At 67.9% G+C, this 15,310-nt stretch carries 14 protein-coding genes; 10 read left to right on the top strand and 4 right to left on the bottom strand.

The genetic code is table 11. The features are described from left to right. Positions 1–8: 8 nt before the first annotated feature. From betB to HC022_RS01125, 3 genes are all read left to right on the top strand, one after another. On the top strand, positions 9–1,466 hold the full coding sequence (gene betB / locus HC022_RS01135) for a betaine-aldehyde dehydrogenase (protein WP_167451023.1): 1,458 nt from the start codon (positions 9–11) through the stop codon (positions 1,464–1,466). Then, on the top strand, positions 1,466–3,124 hold the full coding sequence (gene betA, locus HC022_RS01130) for a choline dehydrogenase (protein ID WP_167451022.1): 1,659 nt from the start codon (positions 1,466–1,468) through the stop codon (positions 3,122–3,124). The genes betB and betA overlap by 1 nt, the downstream gene beginning before the upstream one ends. A 183-nt stretch (positions 3,125–3,307) precedes the next feature. Then, the gene (locus HC022_RS01125) at positions 3,308–4,114 is read left to right on the top strand and encodes a glycoside hydrolase family 25 protein (RefSeq protein ID WP_254884856.1); all 807 of its coding nucleotides are present in this window, start codon (positions 3,308–3,310) and stop codon (positions 4,112–4,114) included. Between the two features lie 78 nt (positions 4,115–4,192). Here the strand turns inward: HC022_RS01125 and HC022_RS01120 are convergent, their stop codons facing one another. Continuing rightward, positions 4,193–6,154 carry a cytochrome c3 family protein gene (locus tag HC022_RS01120; protein ID WP_368484592.1) on the bottom strand — a complete coding sequence of 654 codons (1,962 nt, stop codon included), beginning with the start codon at positions 6,152–6,154 and terminating at the stop codon, positions 4,193–4,195. Positions 6,155–6,471: 317 nt separating this feature from the next. On the opposite strand from HC022_RS01120, the gene HC022_RS01115 reads away from it, so the two are divergent. After that, positions 6,472–6,870 (top strand): phage holin family protein, encoded by a 399-nt coding sequence (locus HC022_RS01115; protein ID WP_008885814.1) that lies wholly within the window; start codon positions 6,472–6,474, stop codon positions 6,868–6,870. Positions 6,871–6,895: 25 nt separating this feature from the next. Then, entirely contained in the window at positions 6,896–7,351 is a 456-nt protein-coding gene (locus HC022_RS01110; protein WP_167451020.1) for a hypothetical protein, read from the top strand. Between the two features lie 16 nt (positions 7,352–7,367). On the opposite strand, the gene HC022_RS01105 is transcribed toward HC022_RS01110, so the two are convergent. Beyond that, complete coding sequence (locus HC022_RS01105; RefSeq protein WP_167451019.1) at positions 7,368–8,921, bottom strand: phospholipase D family protein; 1,554 nt, start codon at positions 8,919–8,921, stop codon at positions 7,368–7,370. Positions 8,922–9,358: 437 nt separating this feature from the next. Here HC022_RS01105 and HC022_RS01100 point away from each other — a divergent pair, with 437 nt between their 5' ends. Continuing rightward, positions 9,359–9,898 (top strand): HdeD family acid-resistance protein, encoded by a 540-nt coding sequence (locus HC022_RS01100; protein WP_167451018.1) that lies wholly within the window; start codon positions 9,359–9,361, stop codon positions 9,896–9,898. A gap of 111 nt (positions 9,899–10,009) precedes the next feature. Continuing rightward, positions 10,010–10,342 (top strand): hypothetical protein, encoded by a 333-nt coding sequence (locus HC022_RS01095; protein WP_152335377.1) that lies wholly within the window; start codon positions 10,010–10,012, stop codon positions 10,340–10,342. 27 nt (positions 10,343–10,369) lie between these two features. Here HC022_RS01095 and HC022_RS01090 read toward each other — a convergent pair whose 3' ends face one another. Both HC022_RS01090 and HC022_RS01085 read right to left on the bottom strand, forming a co-directional pair. Next, positions 10,370–11,056, bottom strand: a complete 687-nt coding sequence (locus tag HC022_RS01090) for a YbaY family lipoprotein (protein WP_368484591.1) — start codon at positions 11,054–11,056, stop codon at positions 10,370–10,372. Between the two features lie 171 nt (positions 11,057–11,227). After that, positions 11,228–12,202, bottom strand: coding sequence for a transporter (locus HC022_RS01085; protein WP_167451016.1), 975 nt, complete (start codon positions 12,200–12,202; stop codon positions 11,228–11,230). Between the two features lie 379 nt (positions 12,203–12,581). On the opposite strand from HC022_RS01085, the gene HC022_RS01080 reads away from it, so the two are divergent. The 3 genes from HC022_RS01080 to HC022_RS01070 are packed head-to-tail and all read left to right on the top strand — an operon-like array spanning position 12,582 to position 15,309. Then, the gene (locus HC022_RS01080; protein WP_254884854.1) at positions 12,582–14,108 is read left to right on the top strand and encodes a CHAD domain-containing protein; all 1,527 of its coding nucleotides are present in this window, start codon (positions 12,582–12,584) and stop codon (positions 14,106–14,108) included. Next, entirely contained in the window at positions 14,105–14,848 is a 744-nt protein-coding gene (locus HC022_RS01075) for a ParA family protein (RefSeq protein WP_008883628.1), read from the top strand. The genes HC022_RS01080 and HC022_RS01075 overlap by 4 nt, the downstream gene beginning before the upstream one ends. 2 nt (positions 14,849–14,850) lie before the next feature. Beyond that, the gene (locus HC022_RS01070; RefSeq protein ID WP_167451014.1) at positions 14,851–15,309 is read left to right on the top strand and encodes a CYTH domain-containing protein; all 459 of its coding nucleotides are present in this window, start codon (positions 14,851–14,853) and stop codon (positions 15,307–15,309) included. The last annotated feature ends 1 nt before the right edge of the window (position 15,310 follow it).

Below are 15,310 nucleotides of genomic sequence, written 5' to 3'. Positions count from 1 at the left end.
GATGACCGATGCCCTATGAACTCCAGCCCGACGGCAGCCACTACGTCAACGGCGCCTATGTCGAGGATACCGCAGGCGCCGAGATCCCGGTGATCTTCTCCGCCACCGGCGAACGGATCGCGACGCTCCACGCCGCCACACCCGCCATCGTCGAACAGGCGCTGGTCGCGGCGGAGAAGGCGCAGGCCGAGTGGGCGAAGCTCTCCCCTCGCGAGCGGGGGCGAGTGCTGACCCGCGCCGCGCAGATCATGCGCGAGCGCAACCACGACCTCTCGGTGCTCGAGACATACGACACCGGCAAGCCGCTGCAGGAGACGCTGGTGGCCGACGCGAGCTCGGCCGCCGATGCGCTGGAGTATTTCGGCGGTCTTGCTGCAAGCCTCACCGGCGAGCACATCCCGCTGGGCGAGGACTGGGTCTACACCATCCGCGAGCCGCTGGGCGTCTGCGTCGGTATCGGCGCGTGGAACTACCCCACCCAGATTGCCTGCTGGAAGGCCGCGCCCGCGCTGGCCTGCGGCAACGCCATGGTGTTCAAGCCCTCCGAGGCGACGCCGCTGTGTGCCCTCAAGGTCGCCGAGATCCTGACCGAGGCCGGCGCCCCTGCGGGGCTCTTCAACGTGGTGCAGGGGATGGGCGAGGTCGGCAGCGCGCTGGTCACCGACCCGCGCGTGGCCAAGGTCTCGCTCACCGGCTCGGTGCCGACCGGCCGCCGTGTCTACGCCGCCGCCGCCGAGGGCATGAAGCACGTGACCATGGAGCTGGGCGGTAAATCTCCCATGCTGGTCTTCGACGACGCCGACATCGACAACGCCGTGGGCGGCGCCATCCTCGGCAACTTCTATTCGTCGGGGCAGGTCTGTTCGAACGGCACCCGGGTCTTCGTGCAGAAGGGTATCAAGGAGGCCTTCCTCGCCCGCCTGACCGAACGCCTGAAGAGCGCGGTGATCGGCGATCCGCTGGACGAGGCCACGAGCTTCGGCCCGATGGTGTCGGAACGCCAGATGACCATCGTGCAGGGCTTCATCGAGAAGGGCGTCGCCGAGGGCGCACGTCTGGTGACCGGCGGCAATCGCATTGACCGCGACGGCTGGTACCTCGAGCCCACGGTCTTTGCCGACGTCACCGACGACATGACCATCGCCCGCGAAGAGATCTTCGGCCCGGTGATGAGCGTGCTCGACTTCGACACCGAGGAAGAGGCCATCGCACGCGCCAATGCCACCGAGTACGGGCTCGCCGCCGGGGTCTTCACCCGCGATCTCGCCCGCGGTCACCGGGTGATCGGCCAGCTTCGGGCGGGCAGCTGCTTCATCAACTCCTACAACGACGCGCCGGTCGAGGCGCCGTTCGGGGGCGTGAAAATGTCCGGCGTGGGCCGCGAGAACTCCAAGGCCGCGATCGAGCACTGGAGCCAGATGAAATCCGTCTATGTCCGCATGGGCGATGTGGAGGCTCCTTTCTGATGCAGGCCGAATACGTCATCGTCGGGGCCGGGAGCGCCGGCTGCGCCATGGCCTACCGGCTCGCCGAGGCTGGTCGGCGGGTGCTGGTGATCGAGCACGGCGGCACCGATGTGGGGCCGCTGATCCAGATGCCGGGAGCGCTCAGCTACCCGATGAACATGTCGCGCTACGACTGGGGTTTCCAGTCCGAGCCCGAGCCCCATCTCGGCGGGCGCCGGCTGGCGACGCCGCGCGGCAAGGTCATCGGCGGCTCGTCCTCGATCAACGGCATGATTTACGTGCGCGGCCACGCCCGCGACTTCGACCACTGGCGCGATCAGGGCGCCGATGGCTGGGGATATGCCGACGTGCTGCCCTACTACCAGCGGCAGGAAAACTGGAGCGACGGCGGCCATGGCGGCGATGCGCGTTGGCGCGGCACCGACGGCCCGCTGCGGGTGAGCCGCGGGCGGCGCGACAACCCGCTGACGCAGGCCTTCGTCGAGGCCGGGCAGCAGGCGGGCTATCCCGTCACGCCCGACTACAACGGCCACCAGCAGGAAGGTTTCGGCCCCTACGACATGACCGTCTGGAAGGGTGAGCGCTTCTCGGCTGCCAAGGCCTACCTGCGCCCGGCTCTGAAGATGGAGAACTGCGATCTGGTCCGCGCCTTCGCCCGCCGCGTGGTGATCGAGGACGGCCGCGCCGTCGGCGTCGAGGTCGAGCGCGGCGGCAAGATCGAGGTGATCCGGGCCGAGGCCGAGGTCATCCTCGCCGCCTCGTCGATCAACTCGCCGAAGCTGCTGATGCTCTCGGGGATCGGTCCGGCGGCGCATCTCGCCGAGCACGGCATCGAGGTGGTGGCCGACCGTCCCGGCGTCGGTCAGAACCTGCAGGACCATCTCGAGCTCTACATCCAGGCGGCAGCGAGCCAGCCGGTGAGCCTTTTCAAGTACTGGAGCCTGCTCGGCAAGGCCTATGTCGGGGCGCGCTGGCTCTTCACCCGCACCGGGCCCGGTGCCTCGAACCAGTTCGAGAGCGCGGGCTTCATCCGTTCCGACACGGGCGTGGATTATCCCGACATCCAGTACCACTTCCTGCCCATCGCCGTGCGCTACGACGGCCAGGTCGCGGCCGAGGGCCATGGCTTCCAGGCCCATGTCGGCCCGATGCGAAGCCCGTCGCGGGGCGAGGTCACGCTGCGGTCCTCGGATCCGCACGAGGCGCCGCGCATCCTTTTCAACTACATGAGCCACGAAAAGGACTGGGCGGACTTCCGCAAGTGCATCCGGCTCACCCGCGAGATCTTCGAGCAGGACGCCTTCAAGCCCTACTACAAGCACGAGATCCAGCCGGGTGCCGACGTCCAGAGCGACGACGAGCTCGACGATTTCATCCGCCAGCACGTGGAAAGCGCCTACCACCCTTGCGGCACCGCCCGCATGGGTCGCGCCGACGATCCCACGGCGGTGGTCGATCCCGAGACCCGGGTCATCGGCGTCGAGGGGCTGCGGCTGGCGGACAGCTCGATCTTCCCGCGCATCACCAACGGCAACCTGAATGCGCCGTCGATCATGACCGGCGAGAAGGCCGCCGACCACATCCTCGGCCGCGCCCCGCTGCCGCCGCGCAACGATGCGCCGTGGATCCACCCGAACTGGGAAACCGCGCAGCGCTGAGCGTTACAGCGGTCGGGCGGGAATTGTGATCCTGCCCGGCGACGCAGTTGATGCGTGATACAGGTTTTCGCGCTATCCTTGTTGCCAGGCAAGAAACCGGAACAGGCAGCAGGGACAGGCAGGATGCGAAAGACAACTCGACCGGGCCGGGCACGAGCCACGGCTCTCGGCCTCACGATCGCCATGACATTGCTCGCGGCGTGCGGCGGCAGCAGCCCCCAGGTCAGGACCACGGGCGCCTCGGCGCAGGTCTCCGGCGCCTCCGAGCTCTACACTCGCGAGAACCGCGCCGAGGGCATTCCCAACCGCTTCGGCGACACCGACCCGCACGCGTGGGGCCGGATCTCGCCCGCGAACTACCCGGTGCACGGGCTCGACGCCGCGCGCTATCAGGGGCAGATCAACTGGTTCTCCGCCCGCAAGGCCGGCATCCGCTTCGCCTGGCTCAAGGCGACCGAGGGCGGCGACCTTCTGGATCCTGCGTTCAGGGAGAATGCCGCCGCGGCGCGCGGGGCAGGGGTGCCGGTGGGCGCCTACCATTTCTACTATTTCTGCAGGACGGCGCGCGAGCAGGCCGAGTGGTTCATCGCCAACGTGCCGCGGGTGCGGGGCGACCTGCCGCCGATCCTCGACATGGAGTGGAACCACCTCTCGCCCACCTGCAAGCTGCGGCCTGACCCGGCCTCGGTGCGCGCGAGCATCGAGGAATTCACCCGGATCGTGCAGCGCCACTACGGCACCGCGCCGCTGATCTACACGACGCCGGATTTCTACGCGCGCAACGACCTCGGCCAGCTGCGCGGGCAGGAGTTCTGGCTGCGCTCGGTCACCGCCCATCCGCAGGACCGCTACCCCAACGAACGCTGGAGCTTCTGGCAGTACAGCGGCACCGGGTTGGTGCCGGGGGTGCGCGGGACGGTGGATCTCAACGCCTTCGCCGGCAGCGAGAGCGACTGGGTGCGCTGGCTGTCGTCGCGCCGTCAGGGCTGAGCCTGACGCCGGCGCTAACTCGGAGGCCGGGGCCGACCCGGGCCGCCCGTCTGAGCGGCTGATCGGCTGATCGGCGCATCAGGGCGACTGGGCGTCGATCTGCGACATCATCCCCTGCAGCGCCGGGGCCTCGGGGTTGGCGGCGATCGCCGCCTCGAGGATCTCGCGCACCGCGTCCACGTCCTCGAGCGCCGCCGCCAGCCGCGCCCGCATCACCCAGGCGTCCACGTGCTGCGGATCAAGCCGGGTGACTTCGGCAAAGGCCTGCGCCGCGGCGGGGAAACGCCGGGTGCTGAGCGCCATGCCCCCGAGCTGCAGGTGGGTCTCGGGGAAGTCGAGCCGCGAGGACAGAGCCGCCTGCCACTCTCCCTGCGCCTGCTGCAGCCGCACCGACATTGCCCCCGGAAGATGCGCAATGGGCGCGCCGAGCATGGCCTTGGCGGCGGCGATGCGCACTGTGCGCGAGGAATCATCGAGCATGCCCGCGATCAGCAGCAGGATCTCGGGCTGCTCGGCACTGCGCCCGGCGTCGAGCGCCGAGGCCCGTACCAGCGGGTCGGGATCGGCCAGCAGCCGCTCCAGCGTTGCCGCGTCGAGCGCCGTACCTTCCTGCGCCATCAGCCAGATCGCGGTGGCGCGCACGATGCCGGGCTGCGCCTCTTCCGTCGCCAGCGCCGCCAGATCGTCGGTGACCGGCTCCGGGCTGTTGACCGCGCGCGCCAGCACCTGTCCGTAATGCGGCCCGCGATGGGAGCTGTCGGGGAACCAGCTCGCGATCTCGGAGGCCGCCCAGTCCGGCTTGCGCTCGGTGTGGCACGAGGTGCAGGCGTCGGGCGCTCCGGTCTCGGCGCTCAGGTCCGGACGCGGAATGCGGAAGGAGTGGTCGGCGCGCCAGTCGTTGCCCATGTAGACTTGCTCGGGCATGTGGCAGGACTTGCACTGCGCGCCGGTGCTGCCCTCGGGGTGGTGATGGTGCTCGGGGCTGTCGAAGACCTCGAGAGGCAGGCTCGGGAAGTCCGGGTTGCCGGCGGCGCTGTGGCAGGTGGTGCAGACCGCGTTGCCCTCGGCGATCAGCTCGGCGCTGTGGGGATCGTGGCAATTGTTGCACGTGACGCCCCTGTCCTGCATCTTGGACTGCAGGAACGAGCCCAGCACGTACACCTCGTCGCGGATCTGCCCGTCCGGCCAGTAAAGCCCGGGGCGCAACAGCGAGAGGTTGTAGGCGTCGTGATAGGACGTCCCCGCCGGCGGGGTGCCGTCGAAATAGGCCTCGCGCCGCGAATGGCAGCCGCCGCAGGTGTCGAGGAACGCCGCAGGGTCCGACAGGTCGCGTGGGAAGCCGTGGTTCTCGGGCGGCGCTGCCTGCGTGGTCTGCCATTGCTCCGCCCACTCGGCATGGCGCGCACCCGGGCCGTGGCAGGCCTCGCAGCCGACGCCGATCTCGACCTGTTCCGATGCATAGCCGCGTGTCGCCATGTCGTAGTTGGCCTCAAAGCCGGTGGCGTGGCAGGTGGCGCAACGGGCGTTCCAGGTCTTGTAGGGACCGGACCAGTGGAAGGCGTCCTCGGGGGGCGGATTGGTGCCGGGGTAGAGGTGGAACCAGTCGCCCTTCTCGGTGTCCCAGACCACGTCGAAGCTTTGCAGGCGGCCTGATTCCGTCTCGAAGAGATACTGCTGCAGCGGCGCGACGCCGACGACGGCCTGCACCGGGTACTCGGTGGTGACGCCGCCACGCTCGGTCACCGAGGCGAAGCGGGTGCCGTCCTCGCCGATGCGGAAGCGTACGCGCATGTTCCCGAGCGCGAACTCGGTGCCGTCGAAATCCGCGAGGATGTTCTCGGGCGTGGCCTCCGTCCAGGCCAGCGCGTGGTGTGAGCCTTCCCAGGCCTCGGCCGCGTCGGTGTGGCAGCCGGCGCAGGTGTCGGAGCCGACATAGCCGTCCTCCTGCGCGGGGGCCTGCGTCGCGAGCAGCGCCGTGGCGAAGACCACGGCCAGGAAGCGCCAGACGCTTTGCGGTCTGCTTCGGGTGGATCTGCGCACGTCGTCGATTCCTGTCCTGGCTGCGGCTGGTGGCGGGGCAGTGTGGGCCGGCCCCGGGAATGGTCGCCGGTATCGCATGTCCCGGGCGCGCGCGGGGTGGCGCATACACCCTCAGGGCGACCTTAGAGCCGCAGCAGGAGTCGTGACAACCCCCGGACAAAGCCTGGTACACCTGTCGGGGAAGCGTCTCCCGCCTTGGCACGAATGTCCTTGACCTGTCGAATTCCGCTGGCAGACTTCAACTTGAGATTGTCATTTCCCGGGCCTCGGTCATTGTCTGACCCGGTGGGTCCCGGGACATTTCGGAGGCACTGATTTTGGTCCGCCTAGCCCTTTCCGCCGCCGCCTACCTGATCGCCAACGCCGTGGGTCTTCTGCTGGCCGTCCTGCTGCTGCAAGGCTTCCAGATCGACGCGCTGTCCTTTGTCGTCGTGGTCGTTGCCTTCTCGGTCATCCAGGCCGTGCTCGGCCCGCTGATCACCAAGATCTCGCTCAAGCATCTGCCGCAGCTGATGGGCGGCGTGGCGCTGGTGACGGTCTCCATCGGGCTTCTGATCACCGACCTGCTGCTGCCGGGCATGTCGATCGGTGGCGTGGCCAACTGGCTCGGCGCGACCCTGCTGGTCTGGCTGGGCAGCCTCATCGCCACCATCCTGATCCCGATCTACGTCTTCAAGCAACTCGCCGAAAACGCCAAGGACAAGAAGAAGGCCTGACGGCGCGGCGCGGGGAGCGGGACCGATGGAACGCCGAAGCCTCGGGCGGACGCTCTGGAACCTCGTGCTGGCGCTTCTCAACGCGACGCTGATCCTGCTGGCGCTCTGCCTCTGGCTGGGGTGGAGCGCGCTGTCCAAGGTCGAGCACATCACCGACGACCTCGCCGGGATCACCGAGACCATCCTTCCGGTACGCTCCGAGATCCGCGCGCTGACCGTGCAGATCGCCGAGACCCGCGCCAACATCGCCGAGCTGCGCGAGGGCGGGAGGCCGGACCTGCACATCTGCACCGAGCTCGAGGCACAGGTCGCCCGCGCCGAGCAATGCATCGGCGAGCTCAACGAGACCCTGAAGCGCATCGAGGCCGATCTCTACCCGGCGATCTCGGACGGGGTGGAAGCCGCCTTCGGCAACCTTGGCCGCAGCGTGGCAGTGGCGCTGACCGGGCTGCTCGGGCTCGAGCCCCCGGCGCCGCAATGAGGCCGGGCGGCAGACCTCAGAGCAGCCACTCGATCGGCAGCCAGCTCATGAACCGCACCAGTCCCCGCTTGAACGCGCCGGTCTCGGGCTCGTCGTGGAGCGTGGTCACGGTGCCGTCCTCGGCGGTCTCGATCCAGACCAGCTCGCCGTCCTGATCGCGCTCGATGACGTAGAACTGCCGGGGATCGTCGAGCACCTGGCCAAGCGCCTGCGCCATGGCGGCGCTCGGGATCAGCAGCCCCATCTCGGTGTTCAGCTGCGCCGAGCGCGGATCGAAGTTGAACGAGCCCACGAAGATCCGCTCGCCGTCGATGGTAAAGGTCTTGGCGTGCAGGCTCGAGGCGGAGCCCACGATCATGCTCGAGAGATCGCGCTCCTTGACCCGGTCCGCCTGCGGACGCAGCTCAAGCACATCGACGCCGCCATCCACCAGATCGCCGCGATAGCGCATGTAGGCGCTGTGTACCGGCGGCACGTCGGTGGCGGCCAGCGCGTTGGTGAGCACCCGCGTCTTCACGCCGCTCTCGACAAAGCCGTTGAGGATCTCGGTTCCGGCGTCGCCGGGAATGAAATAGGCGCTGACGAGGTCGAAGCTCTTCGTGGGCTGCGCGATCTCGAGGATGTGGCTGATCAGCAGCGCGTCGGCCTCGGCCTCGCCCAGACCCTTGGCAGGATCGTCGTAGAACAGCGAGACCTCGCCCCACTCGAATTCGAGCGTCCCGGCCTCGAGCCGCTGCACCAGCTGCGTGTCGGCCACGGCCTGCGCGTAATCCGAGCCGACGGCGGTCTCGCGGGCCTGCTGCGCGTGGGCCAGAAGGCTTTCCATCCCGTCGGGGGCGTCGGGCAGGATGGTCTCGGCCGGGTAGGACGAGCCGCTCGACCAGTATTCGTCGAAGGCCCCCTCGACCTCGGCCGCGATGGGACCGACCGCCAGCACGTCGGCGTCGAAGTAATGCACGCCGTTGCCGTAATCGAAGTAGATGTCGCCGATGTTGCGCCCGCCGACCACGGTTGCGGCGCCGTCCACGGTCATCGACTTGTTGTGCATCCGGTGATTCAGTCGCGGGAAGTCGAAGGCGTAGGACAGAATCTTGGGGCTGCGCAGGGTGAACGGGTTGAAGATCCTGATCTCGACATCGGGCAGCGCGTTCAGTGCCGCGAGCTCGGCGTCGAGCCCGGGAATGCCGTTGTCGTCGAGCAGCATCCGCACCCGCACGCCGCGCTCGGCGGCCTGTCTCAATTCATCGAGCAGGATCCACCCGGTCGTGTCGGTCTGCCAGATGTAGTACTGGACGTCGATGCTCTGCTGGGCGCGGCGGGCGAGCAGGATGCGTGCGGCAAAGGCTTCGCGCCCGTCGGCGAGCGGCCAGATGCCGCTCTGGCCGGGGTGGGCCTCGGTCGCAGGCAGCAGGGCCTTGCCCAGCGGCGTCTCGGCCGAGGGCTGCAGGTGGGTACTTTCGCTGCGGCCTTCCAGCTCGGGCAGCGGGTACAGCACGCGCATGGTAAAGACCGCGATCCCCACGATGACGACCACCAGCGCGAGCGCGACGACGAACCTTAGAAACCGCATGTTCCCCCCGAAACTCTCCCCTGCAGTTCAGGCTAGAGACGCCCGCGCCCGCGGTCAACGGCGACCGAAGCGCAGCGGCGGCCGCGGGAGCTGCGTCACGAGGCGCGGAGAGCGGGGCTGCGCGGCCCGTATTGTGGGCCGCAATTCCAAGGGGACTTTATGTACGGAGACCGGAACATTGCCTGTTCTCGGACCGCATTTTTCGGGTTACCAATATATTGCTTGCGGCCGATTGTTTTATGAAACCGTTGCTTGGGAGAGGGTTATGCCGTGTCTGGCTTTCGTGACCGAGGCTTGCGGGAGTCGCTTTTCCGCCCCGGGAATCCCCAAGTCCCGGAGGCCATGCCTTTGTCCGGCCGTCCTGAGATTTCCGTCAATCCGTTTTCGCGCGCGGCCTCCGGTTCGGGGGCGGCGCAACACGTCTGGAGGATGAGACAATGAACAACTGGTTGCTCTGGCTGATCGTGGGGATCGTGCTGATCCTCGGCGGCATCTTCGCCCTGATGAACCCTTTCGCCGCCAGCGTCGCGGCCGAGCAGATCGCCGGATGGTGCTTCGTCTTCGGCGGCATCGGGCAGCTCGTTGCCGCCCTGCGCGCCGATGGCTGGGGCTCGAAGATCCTCGGCGTGCTGCTGGGCATCGCCTACGTCTGGCTTGGCGTGACGCTGCTTGGGAATCCGCTGGTCGGGATCATCACGCTGACCATGATGGTGGCGATCATGTTCGTGGTGAACGGCGTGCTGAAGATCGTCATGGCCTTTGGCGCACGCGGCAGCGGCTACTTCTGGGTGGCGCTGCTGTCGGGGGTGCTGTCGGTGGTGCTGGGGGTCATGGTCTTCGGCAACTTCCTGCAGTCGAGCGCGGTGCTGCTGGGCGCGCTGCTCGCCATCGAGCTGATCTCGAGCGGCGTGACCATGGTGGCCTTCGCCCTTGCCGCCCGCAAGCTGCCGCCGGAAGAGCGGGGCCTGCACGCCTGAGACCGGGCGCAATCGACTGGCCGGGCGGGCGGCGGCGGCAACACCGTCGCCCCCGGCACAACGACACCGGGCAAGGCGTCCCGCCGCGCCCCCCAAGAGGTCACAAGACCTATGAAAGCTCCTGTTGCGTTGCTGTTCGCGCTGGTTCTGCCGGCCTTCGCCCCCGCCTTCGTCATGGCCGATCCGGCCACGCTCGAGGTGGTAAGCGCCTCGGAGACATGGCTCTTCGACGAGGCCACCTGCGGCGATGTGCGCGAGCTCTTCCGGGTCGATCCCTCGGTGGCCTCGGACATGCCCGACGGCGACGTCGTGAGCATGCTCTTCGTCTTCGCCTATGTTAAGGGATACGCGGCGGCGAGCGGCGAGGACTACAGCGTGGCGCTGTCGCGGCTCGGCGCCTATTGCGAGGCCCACCCCGAGGCGCACTGGACCGCGGGCCCCTGACGGGCCCCGGGTCTGTGTCGCAAGGCGTTACTCGGGCCGTTCGGTCAGGCGCAGCGTGGTGACGCCGGCCTCGTTGGTCAGGCTCAGGCGGTTGTCGACGCGGACGTAGCCGCGGGTCGCGTTGAGCGCGTCCACCATGGTCTTCTCCAGCTCCATGCGCGGCTCGGGGCAGAGCCGCTTGGTCCCGGCGAAGGGCTCCCTGATGCGAAGCGTGCCGTTGCCCATCTCGGCCTTGCCGCGGAAGGTGTTGCAGCCGCCGTACATCGAGAAACTGCCGTCGTCGAGGAAGGCGATGGTGGGCGGATCCTCGGCCACCAGCATCCGTCCGCCGATCTCGAATGCCGCCCATTCGACGCCGCTGATGCGCGGCGTGGCGGCCAGCGTCGCGACCTGCTCGAGCTCGATCTCGGGCCGCTCGGGCGCCTCGCGGGTGAGGGCGGAATAGGCGGTGGTGGTGCGCAGCAGCACCGTGTCGCCCACGGCGACCTTGCCCGAGACGATGTAGCTCATGCGCTCGTCGATCTTGTCGCTCTCGTAGGGCAGGCGGATCTCGACCGGCAGTTCGGAGATCTTGTAGTCGCGCTCGGAGATCGTCACCGACGGCGCGTCGGCGCGCGACACGTCCAGCAGCGAGACCTCGAGCGTGGCGTCGGGGGGCAGGGTGGCGCCATCTGCCAGCCGCACGATCACCGGAAGCTCGGCCGGCTCAGCCACGGCGGTTCCTCCGGCCAGGGCACAACACACGCCGATCAGCGCAAGGCCGCCGCGCCATACCGTCTTGGTCCGCATCGTTTCTCTCCATCTTCTTCTCTGGCCCGGGTCCGATATGGTGACGCTGCCCGTCAGCGGGCAAGATCTGACGCTGGGTCAGATGCAACCTTGCCGTTAGCCGCCGAGCGGGAAGCTCAGGGTGAGGAAGGCCGCCGTGCCCTCGAGCCGGTTGCGCGCCTCGAACTCCTGCAGCACCCTGAGCCGCATCGACACGGGCGTGTTGCCCATCTGGAAATTGTAGCCGAAGGTCGCCCCCAGCGCGCTCACCCGGCCCTTGAAGTCGCCGAGCGTGGCGCCCGATCCGCTGTCCTCGCTGATCTGCTCGTAATAGTAGCCGACGAGCCCCGCCGAGAAGGACGAGGGGAAGGTCTTGGTGACCGCCGTCTCGAAGTGGAACTCGGTGCCGGTGCGGTAGTCGGTCTCGGGGTTCTCGCCGTTGAAGGTGAAGCCCGCGGCGCCCGAGACCTCCCAGCCGGTGGCCGGGTCGAACCATGTCAGCGCGCCGGTGAGGTCGAGGCCCCAGCGGTTGAACGAGATATTGGCGAGATCGCCCTCGTGGTAGTCGCCGATGGGTACGTTGACGAGCGCGCCGGTGGTCCAGTGCAGGTTGCCGCTGTGCCAGCCCAGCGTCGCCCCGAGGACCGGGTCCCCCATGGTGAAGACGTCGTCGTTGACCGAGGCCTCGAGCGCGGTGCCCGTGACCGCCGCCTTCCCCTTGACGTCCTGATAGCCGAAGGGCAGCGACAGGGTGAAGGCGAGGTTGCCGCCCAGCACCTCGTTGGGCAGCACCCATATGCCTGTCAACACGTCGAGCCGGGCGATGGCGTCGACATCTGCGGTGATCTCGCCGCCCAGCGACAGCGACTCGCTGGCCGAGGCGTTGCCCGTGTAGAAGTAGAGGTCGTTGTTGATGTAGGTGCCCGGCGGCACCAGAACCCCGGCGTAGGGGCCCTTGGAGCCGAGCAGGTAGAAGCCGATGCCGCCCTCCGCCGCCAGCGCCGCGCCGGTAGTGGCGAAAAGCGCGAGCCCGCAGGCTGCCGCGCCGCGGGTTGCCGTCCTGAAACTGATGCTGGGAACCTCGTACGTCATGGGTCGTCCCTCCCGGGCCTGAAAAGTGCTTGAACCTATTCGAGGTCGTTCCGTCTCTCACATAATGGCGGAAACGAACTGGGATGAATCTACCTAAAGGGTATCTCGTCGGCGCCGTTCTGTCCACGTTCTTCGCTGTGGTGGGCAGTCTGGTTGCGGGTTGCAAGACAGCTGGGCTCTGGCGCTGGTCGTGGCCTCAGAAGGCGGGCAGCGGGCCCGCGTCAACACGTCAGGGTGCGCTTTCGGTCGAATTGCGATCTTGAGGTCTGTAATGATTTCAGGGAAGAACGGCTCTTCACCGACAGAGACCGCCCGATCGGGCACGGACCTTGCCAGGGAGGCTCAGAAAGACCTTGCGACCCAGCTTCGGAGACCGGACATGACCGCGACCGCGACTTTAGCCCTGTTTCGGGCCGGAGACCTTCGGACCGACCTCGCCGGGCTCGACCTTGGCGGGCTCTCCGTGGCCACGGAAGAGGCGACCGCCGCGACCGAGATCCGCCTGATCGACACGTTCGACGCCCAGATCGCGGCCAAGGGCCGGTTGCTGGTCGCCACCGGCGACGCGCTGATGCTGCTCGGAGAGGGCGGGATCCTGACGCAGGACCCGGCCGAGCCGGATTTCGTCGAACGCATGCCCGCGGGCCCGGTGACCGAGGCGCTGGCCGGCGTGGTGTCGCCCCTGCGCACCCTGATGACCGTGGCCGAGGGCGCGCTGTCCCATGCGCCGGTGCGGGTGCTCGACGACTACGAGAAGACCCACCTGCGCGGCGATGCCTGGGTGCTCTCGACCGCGGACGGCACCGTCACCATGTTCGACCTGCGGGCGCTGCGTGGCTATGACAAGTCGTTCAAGCAATTCGCCTCGGCGCTCGCGGGCGCCCGCGGCGGGTCCGTCACCAACGCGGCCGAGGCCTGCGCCGTGCTGCGCGGCGAAGACCCCACGATGACCGGCAAACTGCGGGTCACGATGACCCCCGACGAGCGCGCCTTCAGGGCCGCCAACGACATCATCGGGGCCCAGATCGCGCTGGCCCGCCGCAACGAGGCCGGCGTGATCGCCGATCTCGACAGCGAGTTCCTGCACGAGTACCGCGTCGCCCTGCGCCGCGTGCGCTCGGTGATCTCGCTCTTCAAGGGCGTCTACGACGAGAAGCAGACCGCCGATCTCAAGGCCCGCTTCGGCGCCATCATGGCGCGCACCGGGGCGCTGCGCGATCTCGACGTCTATATGCTCGAGCGCGACCGCTACATCGCGCTGGTGCCCGCCAAGTTCCGCGGTGGCCTCGAGAAGCTCTTCGCCACCTTCGCCGGAAACCGGGGCGAGGCACAGGCCGAGCTCGCGGCCTATCTCGGCGGCAAGGGCTATGCCAAGGAGATGGCGAAGCTCGAGAAGCTGTTCGACCGGCCCAAGCGGCTCGGCAAGGGGCCCGAGGCCGACCGCCACGCGCTCGACTACGCCAAGATGCTGATCTGGAAGCGCTACAAGAAGGTCTGCGCCATCGCCCGCAGCATCGGAGAGCACACGCCCGACGAGGACGTGCACGAGCTGCGCATCCACTGCAAGAAGCTGCGCTACCTGATGGAATTCTTCGCCCCGCTGTTCGGCGACGAAGAGGTGCGGGCGCTGATCAAGTCGCTGAAGCGGCTGCAGGACAACCTTGGCGCCTTCAACGACTACTCGGTGCAGCAGGCGGCGCTGCAGGACATGTCCGAGGGCCTGACCGCCGGGTCGAAGTCGGATGCGGTCGAAATCGCCACGAGCCTTGGCGCGCTGGTGACCGTGCTACATCAGGGGCAGGTCGAGGAACGGGCCCGCGTGACCGACTCCTTCGCCGCATTCGACGCGCCCGAGACCCGGGCGCAGTTCCGCTCGCTCTTTAAGCCGGAAGGAGCCGCGACATGAAGATCATCGCCTGCTACTCGAACAAGGGTGGCGTGGGTAAGACCGCGAGCTCGGTAAACGTGGCCTACGGGCTGGCGAAGGCGGGGCAGCGTGTCCTGCTCTGCGATCTCGATCCGCAGGGGGCGTCGGGGTTCTATTTCCGGGTGAAACCGTCGAAGAAGCTGACCGACGACCGGTTCTTCACCGACGTGAAGCGGTTCACCAGCGCGATCCGGGGCAGCGACTTCGACAATCTCGACATCCTGCCCGCCAACATGACCTTCCGCGATTTCGACGTGTTCCTGTCGCGCATGAAGAACTCGCGCTCGCGGCTGAAGAAGGCGCTGAAGAGCGTCGACAGCGATTATGACGTGGTGCTGCTGGACTGCCCGCCGAACATCTCGACCCTGTCCGAGAACATCTTCCGCAGCGCCGACGCGATCCTCGTGCCGGTGATCCCGACGACGCTCTCCGAGCGGACCTTCGAGCAGCTGCTCGAGTTCTTCGCCGAGCAGGACCTGCCGCAGAAGAAGATCATGGGCTTCTTCTCGATGGTGCAGGGCACCAAGAAACTGCACGCCGAGACCATGGAGGGGATGCGCAAGGCCTATCCCAAGCGCCTGCTCGACGTGGCGATCCCGTTCAGCACCGAGGTCGAGAAGATGGGTGTGCACCGCGCGCCGGTGGCGACCTTCGCCCGCAGCGGCGCCGCGGCCAAGGCCTATGACGCGCTCTGCCAGACCGTGCAGAAGAGGCTCTGACCATGGCGCAGGAAATCGAACGCAAGTTCCTCGTGGCATCGCTCCCCGATCTCGGCGAGGCCGAGGCCAGAAAGATCCGTCAGGGCTATGTCACCGTGCCCAGCGACTCCGTGCAGGTGCGGCTGCGCCAGAAGGGCGAGAAGTTCTTCCTCACGGTGAAGGGGCAGGGCGGGCTGGTCCGCAGCGAGCACGAGCCCGAGACCCCGGCCGAGGCCTTCGACGCGATGTGGCCCTCGACCGGCGACCGCCGCATCGAGAAGGTGCGTTGGACCGGACGGCTCGAGAACGGCCATGTCTACGAGCTCGACCTCTTCGAGGACCGCGACCTGCGGCTCGTTGAGGTGGAATTCGCCTCCGAGGCCGAGGCCGCGGCCTTTGAGCCGCCCGCTTGGTTCGGCGCGGATGTCACCGGCAACCACGCCTATTCCAACAACGTGCTGGCGAGCGACGGCGCGGTCTGAT

Source organism: Salipiger sp. HF18 (genome assembly GCF_011806505.1).
In the GTDB taxonomy this organism is placed as follows: Bacteria; Pseudomonadota; Alphaproteobacteria; order Rhodobacterales; family Rhodobacteraceae; genus Salipiger; species Salipiger thiooxidans.
The sequence above is the reverse complement of the archived record's forward strand: the minus strand, read 5'-3'. Positions and strand labels throughout refer to the sequence as shown.

Coding starts and splice junctions, on each gene's coding strand:
- HC022_RS01080 (WP_254884854.1), top strand. CDS start 12,582: ATGACCGCGACCGCGACTTTAGCCCTGTTTCGGGCCGGAGACCTTCGG.
- HC022_RS01095 (WP_152335377.1), top strand. CDS start 10,010: ATGAAAGCTCCTGTTGCGTTGCTGTTCGCGCTGGTTCTGCCGGCCTTC.
- HC022_RS01110 (WP_167451020.1), top strand. CDS start 6,896: ATGGAACGCCGAAGCCTCGGGCGGACGCTCTGGAACCTCGTGCTGGCG.
- betA (WP_167451022.1), top strand. CDS start 1,466: ATGCAGGCCGAATACGTCATCGTCGGGGCCGGGAGCGCCGGCTGCGCC.
- betB (WP_167451023.1), top strand. CDS start 9: ATGCCCTATGAACTCCAGCCCGACGGCAGCCACTACGTCAACGGCGCC.
- HC022_RS01100 (WP_167451018.1), top strand. CDS start 9,359: ATGAACAACTGGTTGCTCTGGCTGATCGTGGGGATCGTGCTGATCCTC.
- HC022_RS01125 (WP_254884856.1), top strand. CDS start 3,308: ATGACATTGCTCGCGGCGTGCGGCGGCAGCAGCCCCCAGGTCAGGACC.
- HC022_RS01070 (WP_167451014.1), top strand. CDS start 14,851: ATGGCGCAGGAAATCGAACGCAAGTTCCTCGTGGCATCGCTCCCCGAT.
- HC022_RS01085 (WP_167451016.1), bottom strand. CDS start 12,202: ATGACGTACGAGGTTCCCAGCATCAGTTTCAGGACGGCAACCCGCGGC.
- HC022_RS01105 (WP_167451019.1), bottom strand. CDS start 8,921: ATGCGGTTTCTAAGGTTCGTCGTCGCGCTCGCGCTGGTGGTCGTCATC.
- HC022_RS01075 (WP_008883628.1), top strand. CDS start 14,105: ATGAAGATCATCGCCTGCTACTCGAACAAGGGTGGCGTGGGTAAGACC.